Genomic DNA, 5,814 nt, shown 5'->3' on the forward strand with positions numbered 1-5,814 from the left:
ATCGAATCCTGCGCCCGGCCACCGAAGGTCGGAAAGCTGACCTTGGCGAAGCCGGAAAACAGATCGCGTTCCGAATCATAGCCGGCCAGGTCCATGTCGGGGCCGGCGTCGATCTCGCTGTCCTGATGATAACCGTTGCCGCCGAATTCGAAGCGGACTCCGCCGCCTGGATCGAAAGCGCCCCTGATGGAACCGGAGAATTTCTCGGTGCTGTCCGGTTCACCCTTGTCGCGGTCGCCGACCCGCGAGAAGCCATCCGTGGCGAAATAGGTACCGGTGCTGTAGATGCTGAAACCACCGGCGCTGGTGCCGCCCGACAGGCTCGTCTTGCGGGTGCCATAGCTGCCGCCCTCGACCTCGGCCGTCAGCCGCGGCGGCCCGCCGGGCCTCTTGGTGATGATATTGATGACGCCGCCGATCGCATCGGAGCCATAGAGCGCGCTTTGCGGGCCGCGAAGGATCTCGATGCGCTCGATGTCGGTGGTGTTCAGCACCGAAAAATCAAAGTCGTCGCGGCTTGTCGAGGGATCGTTGACCCGCACCCCGTCGATCAGCACCAGGGTGTGCTGGGCCTCGGTGCCGCGGATGCTGACGAGGGTCTGGCCGCCGACCCCGCCGCTCTCGGTGACGGTCAGGCCGGGCACGGCGCGAAGAAGCTGGGCCACCGACTCGGTCGGCAGTCGCTCGATCTCCTTCCGGTTGATCACGGAGACCGACGATCCGACCGTCCCGACGGCGGTCGGCACATAATTCGGCGTGACAACGATTTCGGTTGGTTGTGCGGAAACCGGTACGACGCCGGCAACCAGCAGGGCAATAAGACAAAACGCGCTGGCGCAAGCGCCACGCAAAGCCACGGGCATTGGCAGACCTCGTCTTCGATCGATCCGGCGTCAAGCGCCCGTCACGGTGTGTGTCCCGGGCCCTCCCGGCTTCTCTGCCGGGTTAAGAAGGAGTAAACGACCGTTTGGAAGCAGGCAATGTCGGACGGGCCGGATGCCCAGGTTTTTTGTCCTTTTGGGCGTGACGATCGCGGCGGCCGTAGCCGCCTCGGCCAGCGCGGCCGAGCGACCGCGGCGGATCGTCTCGATCAATCTTTGCGCCGACGAACTGCTGATCGCCCTCGCCGATCGGGACCAGATCGCGTCTCTGTCGGTCTATGCCACCGATCCCAAGCTCTCCTATTTCGCCGAGAAAGCCGCCACATATCCGCACGACGCCGGCGAAGCTGAAACGGTGGTGGAACTGGAACCCGACCTGGTGCTTGCCGGGCGCTACACCAAGCGGGCGACCCGCGACATGCTCACGGCGCTCGGCTACACTCTGGACCTGCTCGACGCGGCGCGGAGCATTGACGACTCGATCGCCCAGATTCGGCAGGTCGCGGCGATCATCGGCCACCCCGAACGCGGGGAAGCCCTGATCGAAAGGATCGAGGCGGCCCGCCGCCGCGCCGAGGCTATGGCGGGGCCGGCGGCCGGACCGGTGACCGGAGCCGTCTATCAGCGCCGGGGTTACGTCACCGGCGGCGACACCCTGACCAGCGAATTGATGACCCTGGCGGGTATCGTGAATGCCGGCGGCGCGCTTGCCGGTGCGCGGGGGGGGTTCGTCCGCCTCGAGCAGTTGGTGGCGACACCGCCCGATCTTATCCTCGTCACCACCCAGGCAACCGCGCCGGGCGACCAGGGGGAAGCCCTCCTCGCCCATCCCGCCCTCGCCGCCCTCTATCCGCCCGACAGGCGAATCCTGCTGCCGGAGCGGTTGACGGTCTGCGGCGGTCCGTCATTGCCTGAGGCAATCGACTGGCTGGCGTCCGAGGCGCGGCGCGTCACGGAAGGGCCATGATCGGCCTCGATCACGTCTGGATGCTGCCTGTGGCGCTCGTGCTCGATGCAGTGGTCGGCGACCCGGATTTCATCTGGCGAAGAGCCCCGCACCCGGTGGCGCTGTTCGGCCGGCAGATCGACTGGTTCGACCGGCATCTCAATTCCTCGCGTCGGAAACCATGGCTTCGACGCATCGCCGGGGGCGCGACGCTTTTTCTGGTCGTCGCCGTCGCCGCGGCGATCGGCTTCGGCATCGAATACGGGCTTTCGTACATTGCCTTTGGCTGGGTCGGCACGGTTCTGGTCGCCGCGATCCTGCTTGCCGGGCGAAGCCTCTACGACCATGTCGCGGCCGTCGCGAAGGCTTGCGACGCCGGAAGCCTCGACGAGGCCCGGAAGTCCGTTGCGCGGATTGTCGGGCGCGACGCCGCGGCGCTCGACGAGGCCGGCGTGTGCCGTGCCACCATCGAGTCGATGGCGGAGAATTTCGCCGACGGGGTGGTTGCTCCGGCCGTCTGGTTCCTTCTGTTGGGGCTCCCCGGCCTTGCCGCCTACAAGGCGATCAATACCGCCGACTCGATGATCGGCCATCGCACGCCGCGCCACGAGGACTTCGGCTGGGCCGCGGCAAGGCTCGACGACCTCGTCAATCTCCCTGCAAGCCGGCTGGCCGGCGGCCTGATGGCGCTGGCCTCGCCCGTGGTCGGCGGCTCGATCGGCCACGCATTCAAGGTGATGCGGTCCGAGGCCCCCAAGCATCGCTCGCCGAATGCCGGCTGGCCGGAAGCGGCGACGGCCGCGGCGCTCGGCCTCGCGCTCGCCGGTCCGAGGCGGTATCGCGGCGTGCTCGGCCACGATCCTTACATCAACGCGTCCGGCCGGCGGCAGGCGACGCCCGCCGATATCCGTCGCGGCCTCCGGCTCTATCTCGGCAGCTGGGCGACACTGGCCGTCGTCGTAGCCGCGGCCGGAGGCCTCGTCGTGGAGCTCGGTTGAGCCGGCCAGGCCGGGCCCGTTAAGTCATACATTGAGGGTTCCGGCGGATAGGCCTACGCTGCGAGGCTCCTGATATTGCCAAAGGCAGCGGGGAGGAGCGTGATGGGCCACAAATACAGCAGTATCCTTGAAACGGTCGGCAACACGCCGATCGTCAGGATCAACCGTCTGGCACCACCGGACGTCAATCTCTACGTCAAGGTCGAGGCATTCAATCCGCTCGGATCGGTCAAGGACCGCCTTGCGCTTGGCGTCATCGAGGCGGCGGAGCGAGATGGTTCGCTGAAGCCGGGCCAGACGGTTATCGAGGCGACCAGCGGAAACACCGGCATCGGCCTGGCCATGGTCTGTGCCGCCAAGGGCTATCCGCTCGTCCTGATCATGGCCGAGCCGTTCAGCGTCGAGCGCCGGAAACTGATGCGCTTTCTCGGCGCAAAGGTGATCATCACTCCGGCGGCCGAGCGCGCGGTCGGCATGATCAAGAAGCTGGAGGAGCTGGCCGAAGCGCATGGCTGGTTCAAGACCCGGCAGTTCGAGAACGAGGCCAATGCCGACTTCCATTCGAAGACCACCGCGGTCGAGATTCTCGAGGATTTCGCCGACGAATCGCTGGACTACTGGGTCACCGGATACGGGACCGGCGGCACGCTGAAAGGCGTCGGGCGCGTGCTCGCCAAAGAGCGCCCGGATACCAGGATCATCGTTTGCGAGCCAGCCGAGGCCCCGCTGATCGGCAGCGGCGAGCCGCAACAGCGCAATCCGGACGGCACGCCCGCCGCGGCGCATCCGGCCTTCAAGCCGCATCCGATGCAGGGCTGGACGCCGGATTTCATTCCGAAGCTGACCGGCGACGCCATGGACATGGGTTTCATGGCGGAGCTGATCGAGATCCCGAATGCCGATGCAATGAAATGCAGCCGGGATCTCGCGGCCAGTGAAGGGATCTTCGTCGGCATCACGTCGGGCGCTACCTTCGCCGGTGCGCTGCGCGTCGCCGCGAACGCCCCGAAGGGCTCGAACATCCTCTGCATGCTGCCCGACACAGGCGAGCGCTATCTGTCGACGCCGCTTTTCAGCGGAATCGAGGCGGATATGAACGAGGAAGAGCTGGCGATCTCCCGCTCGACGCCAAGCGCTCAGCTCCCGGACGCCTGAAGGCCCGCGATCGCCAGCAGGCGATCGATGTCGACATGCCGTTCGAGGTGCCCGGCCAACCGGTCGAGCACCTCGTTCACTTCTGCCTCATAGTGTAGCTCTGACACCGGCGCACCGAGCATTGCGAGAAAGGCGCGCCGGAAACCATCCGCTGAAAAGATGCCGTGGACGTAACTCCCGGCGACCAGCCCATCCGCCGATTCTGCGCCATCCAGGTGCCCTTCGAGATCGAGGAACGGCCGCGCGCAACCCGGGCCCGACGACCGGCCGAGATGAATCTCGTAGCCGGTGACCGCCTCGCCACTGGAGATATGCCTACCCGACACGGTCACTGTCGCCTTGTCGCCAGCGAGCACCGTCTCGATATCGAGCAGGCCAAGTCCCTCCCTCGCGCCCGGAACGCCCTCGACGCCATCCGGGTCGGCGATCGTCCGACCGAGCATCTGGTACCCGCCACAGAGCCCGAGCACCCGCCCGCCGCGTCGGCAATGGGCGCGAATGTCGACGTCCCATCCCTGCGCGCGCATGAAGGCAAGGTCGGCCATCGTCGCCTTGGAGCCGGGGATCAGGATCAGGTCGGCATCGCCGGGAAAGGCCTCGCCCGGCCTGACGAGCACGACCGAAACGCCGGGCTCCATCCGCAGCGGATCGAGATCGTCGAAATTGGCGATCCGCGGCAGGATCGGAACGGCGATGGTCACAACGGATTTGTCCCTGCCGCCGCTCGACAGGTCCAGCGCGTCTTCCGCCGGCAGCCGCCAGGCCGGCTCGAACCACGGGATGACGCCGAGCGACGGCCAGCCGGTACGCTCTTCGGTGAACCTGATACCGTCAACGAAAAGGCCGGCATCGCCGCGGAACTTGTTGACCAGGAACGCCTTGATCCGGGTGCGATCGGTCTCCGGCAGGACCGCGTGGGTGCCGACGAGACTTGCGATCACCCCGCCCCGATCAATGTCGCCGAGGAGCACCACCGGGACATCGGCAGCTTCGGCGAAGCCCATGTTGGCGATGTCTCCGGCGCGGAGATTGACCTCGGCGGGACTGCCGGCGCCTTCGACAAGGATGATGTCCGCCCCTTCCCCGACCCGCGCGAAGCTCTCCAGAACCTTCGGCAGCAATGTCCGCTTCCGGTTCCCGTAGTCTGCCGCCTTCAGGTTTCCCGCGCGGCTCCCCTGGACGATGACCTGCGCGCCCTGGTCGGTCTCGGGTTTCAGCAGCACCGGGTTCATGTGGATCGAGGCCTCGAGCCCGGCGGCCAGCGCCTGGAGTGCCTGCGCCCGGCCGATCTCGCCGCCCTCGACCGCGACCGCGGCATTGTTCGACATGTTCTGCGGCTTGAACGGAGCGACCTTCAGCCCCCGCCGCAGAAGCGCGCGGCAGAGACCGGCGACGATGACCGACTTGCCGACATGGCTGCCGGTCCCCTGGATCATCAGGGAGGGAGGGCGCGCCATTTCCCGCCCTGGCCTAATACTCGATCCCGATTTGCGCCTTCACGCCGGAACGGAAGGGATGCTTGACCATCTCCATCTCGGTGACGAGGTCCGCGGCCTCGATCAGCGCATCGGGCGCGTTGCGGCCGGTGACGATGACATGGACGTCCGCCGGCTTCTCGTCGCGCAGGAAGGCGACGACTTCGTCGACCGGCAGGTAGCCGTAGCGCAGCACGATGTTGAGCTCGTCGAGCAGGACGAGCTTGTAGGTCCCGCCGGCGATCAGCTCCTTGGCGCACGCCCAGGCGGCGCGGGCGGCCGCGAGGTCGCGCTGCCGGTCCTGGGTCTCCCAGGTGAAGCCCTCGCCCATCGTGTTGATCGACACGAGATCGTCGAAT

5 protein-coding genes and 1 pseudogene are annotated in these 5,814 nt (G+C 66.8%); 3 read left to right on the forward strand and 3 right to left on the reverse strand.

Features of this window, described 5'->3' with window-relative positions:
* Nucleotides 1-665 (reverse strand): annotated as a pseudogene (locus tag KDJ86_RS08095) (TonB-dependent receptor); the annotation flags it as partial.
* Between the two features lie 331 nt (nt 666-996).
* Between KDJ86_RS08095 and KDJ86_RS08100 the strand changes: the two are divergent.
* The 3 genes from KDJ86_RS08100 (at nt 997) to KDJ86_RS08110 (ending at nt 3,980) form a co-directional block, all read left to right on the forward strand.
* Nucleotides 997-1,848: an ABC transporter substrate-binding protein gene (locus KDJ86_RS08100; RefSeq protein ID WP_291744613.1), complete on the forward strand. Its 852-nt coding sequence runs from the start codon at nt 997-999 to the stop codon at nt 1,846-1,848.
* Nucleotides 1,845-2,825: an adenosylcobinamide-phosphate synthase CbiB gene (gene cbiB / locus KDJ86_RS08105; RefSeq protein ID WP_291744614.1), complete on the forward strand. Its 981-nt coding sequence runs from the start codon at nt 1,845-1,847 to the stop codon at nt 2,823-2,825. The genes KDJ86_RS08100 and cbiB overlap by 4 nt, the downstream gene beginning before the upstream one ends.
* 102 nt (nt 2,826-2,927) lie before the next feature.
* Nucleotides 2,928-3,980 (forward strand): PLP-dependent cysteine synthase family protein, encoded by a 1,053-nt coding sequence (locus KDJ86_RS08110; protein ID WP_291744615.1) that lies wholly within the window; start codon nt 2,928-2,930, stop codon nt 3,978-3,980.
* Here the strand turns inward: KDJ86_RS08110 and KDJ86_RS08115 are convergent.
* Both KDJ86_RS08115 and KDJ86_RS08120 read right to left on the reverse strand, forming a co-directional pair.
* On the reverse strand, nt 3,962-5,437 hold the full coding sequence (locus KDJ86_RS08115; protein WP_291744616.1) for a cobyric acid synthase: 1,476 nt from the start codon (nt 5,435-5,437) through the stop codon (nt 3,962-3,964). The two genes, KDJ86_RS08110 and KDJ86_RS08115, sit on opposite strands and share 19 nt — an antisense overlap.
* A 13-nt stretch (nt 5,438-5,450) precedes the next feature.
* The coding region (locus KDJ86_RS08120) for a cob(I)yrinic acid a,c-diamide adenosyltransferase (protein ID WP_291744617.1) at nt 5,451-5,814 on the reverse strand (364 nt) is incomplete at its 5' end.

The organism is Bauldia sp. (genome assembly GCF_020442045.1).
Classification (GTDB): domain Bacteria; phylum Pseudomonadota; class Alphaproteobacteria; order Rhizobiales; family Kaistiaceae; genus Bauldia.